Raw genomic sequence first — 3,030 nt, 5'->3', positions numbered from 1 at the left:
CCCTCGAACACCACGCGACCGCCGAATCGGCCAGCTTCCGGCCCCATGTCGATCAGCCAGTCTGCCTGGGCGATCATGTCCAGCTGATGTTCGATCACGACAACGGTGGCGCCGCGTTCGATGAGTTGGTCGAGCAATCGAAACAATCGATCGATGTCCGAAAGATGCAGGCCTGAGGTGGGTTCGTCGAACACATAGATTCGGCCCGACTGGCCCAGCTCCGTGGCCAGCTTCAGGCGTTGCCGTTCCCCGCCCGACAGGCTGGACAAAGGTTGGCCGAGCGACAGGTAGGCGAGCCCGACTTCATCGAGGCGGGCCAGCGCAGGCGCGATCTCCGGTTCGGCAAAGAAGGCGCTTGCTTCAGCCACGCGCATCGCCAGCACTTCGGCGATGTTCTTGCCGCGCAGGCGGTACTGAAGAGCCTCGTCAGTGAACCGGCGCCCTCGGCAGCGCTCACAGATGCTGACGATGGGCTCCATGAATGCGAGGTCTGTCTCCGTAGTGCCAAGGCCTTTGCACGCGGGACAGGCGCCGCCCGAGTTGGCGCTGAACAGCGACGCGCTGGCCGCGTTCGCCTGGGCAAAAAGGCTCCGGATGGGATCGAGGATGCCCGTGTAGGTCGCCGTGTTCGAGCGACGCGAACCTGTGATGGCACCCTGGTCGATGCACACGACCTCGGGGTAGGTGCGGGCGAAAGCGGCGTTGATCAGGCTGCTCTTGCCCGAACCGGCCACACCTGTCACGACCGTCAGAACGCCCATCGGGATCGAAACGCTCACGTTCTTCAGGTTGTGCTGAGTGGCGTGCGTGATCGGCAGCCAGCCCGATGGAGTGCGCGGTGTGGTGTTGATGCGCGTCGGGCGAGACAGGCTGCGCCCCGTGGGCGTGTCGGCCTGCCGCAGGGCCTGCACATCGCCCTCGAAGACCACGGTGCCGCCTGCGTCTCCAGCGCCCGGGCCAATGTCGATGACGTGGTCCGCCGCCACGATGACGTCAGGGTCGTGTTCCACCACCAGCACCGTGTTGCCCTTGTCGCACAGGTGGCGCAACAGCTTGTTCAGGCGCGCAACGTCGCGCGGGTGCAAGCCCACGCTGGGTTCGTCGAAGATGTAGCTCATGTCGCTGAGGCCGCTGCCCAGGTGGCGAACCATCTTCACGCGTTGGGATTCCCCGCCCGACAGGCTCGTCGTTTCTCGGCCGAGGCTCAGGTAGCCCAAACCGATGTCAACCAGATGCTGTACCCGGTAGGCCAGCGCCGGCACCATGCTGGCGGCAAGCGGCGCATCGACCTGGCCGATGACGGCCAGCAACTCACCCACCTCCATCTCGCACCAGTCGGCGATGTTCCTGCCGTCAATGCGGCAACTCAACACCTTCTCGTTGAGGCGCGCCCCGTGGCACCGCGGGCAAGGGCCGGCCGTCACCAACTGATCCCATTCGGCGCGGTCCAGCCCTTTGACCTCGCTGATGTTGCGGGTCAGGAAGTTGCGGCGGATGCGCGGCAGCACGCCCTCGTAGCGGCTGGTCGGTGGCCAGCCTGGCCCGGGGTTCAGGATGGGTACGTCCTGCGCGTGGAGCAGCGTCTCCCACTCCTCGTCGGTGTAGTCCTTCAGCGGCTTGTCGTTGTCGAACAGGCCGCTGTGGACATAGCGCTTCCAGCGGTAGCCGCCGACGGCGAACGCGCTGAAGCGGATTGCTCCCTGGTTGAGCGAGCGCTGCCTGTCGAACAGCCGGTCGATGTCGATGGTGTCGACCTTCCCCAGGCCCTCGCATCGCGGGCACATGCCGTCAGGGTGGTTGAACGAGAAGATGTTGGAGTAGCCGACGAAGGGCTGCCCCACCCGCGAGAACAGCAGGCGGATCAGCGCGAGGATGTCGGTGGCCGTGCCGACCGTGGAGCGCGCATTGCCGCCCAGGCGGCGTTGATCGATGACGATGGCCGCACAGAGGTTCTCCAGCACGTCGGCATCGGGCTGGGCGTGATGCGGCAGGCGGTGCCTCACGAAGGTGGAAAAGGTGTCGTTCAGCTGCCGCTGCGACTCGGCTGCAATGGTGTCGAAAACGAGTGAAGACTTGCCCGAGCCCGAGACTCCTGTGAACACGGTGATGTGCTTCTTCGGGATGTCGACGCTGACGTTGCGCAGATTGTTCTCTCGGGCACCGACGATGCGGATGAAGTCGGTGGACGGCGATGGATGTTTCAGCACGGAGGAGCTCTTTGCCTGCATGGACAGCGGCGGCAATCAATGTGCCCAGCTGCGGCGAACGCCTAGCAAACGTTCGTCCTGCCTCTGCCAGGGCAGAGCGCTGCCTGACCCTGCGGGGGTTCGACCACTGGAAGCGGCTTGGCCCTGACGTGAACATCGTCCAATGAAACCTCACCTCGCGCGCCAGTCGGATTGACGAGAGGTTTGCAGACCTTCTCTAGCGCCTGGTGCCGGGCGATGAGCAGGATTGCGACTCCGCTGTGGCGCGCTCAAAATGATTCAGATGGACCTGGGGCCTTCAATTGTTCATCGTCGGTTGATCAGCCGTCGTGCCGCGATGCTGGGCTTGGGTGCCACCCTCGCTGCCCCGTCCATCGCAGGCCAGCTTCTTGAAGTCGTGTATCCACGTACGCACGAACGGCCCACCGATGGCACGCCGTTCAAATTGCTGACAGCCGCGTTGGAGGCTTCTGGACGTCCCCACACTCTTCGAGTGAGCGAGGCGCCGCTGCCGTCGATGAGGGCTTTTTTGGAACTCAAAGGCGGCGGTGTCAATGTCATGGACACGGGTGCATCGCCAAAGGTGGCTGAGCGTACTCGGATCCTCCCCTTTCCACTGGATCTAGGACTGAGCGGCTACCGCCTCATGCTGGTACGTCGCGATCGACTCGACCGCCTGAGGGCCGTGCGTGAACACGATGACCTTCGGCAATTGGTTTTCGGTCAGGGGCGTGATTGGGTGGACTCCAGCATTCTGCGAGCCGCTGGGCTCAAGGTGCAGGAGGCAGAGTTCTTGCACCTGTTCCGTATGCTGGAGGCGGGT

1 protein-coding gene and 1 pseudogene are annotated in these 3,030 nt (G+C 64.1%); one reads left to right on the top strand and one right to left on the bottom strand.

The genetic code is table 11. The features are described 5' to 3' along the window. A partial coding sequence (locus ACXJKR_RS28565) for an ATP-binding cassette domain-containing protein (protein ID WP_457325711.1) occupies positions 1-2,207 on the bottom strand: 2,207 nt, incomplete at its 3' end. Positions 2,208-2,490: 283 nt separating this feature from the next. On the opposite strand from ACXJKR_RS28565, the pseudogene ACXJKR_RS28560 reads away from it, so the two are divergent. After that, positions 2,491-3,030, top strand: a pseudogene (locus ACXJKR_RS28560) (hypothetical protein); the annotation flags it as partial.

Source organism: Roseateles sp. P5_E11, from assembly GCF_054049355.1.
Note: the sequence above shows the minus strand (reverse complement) of the source record. Positions and strands in the feature narration are given on the sequence as shown.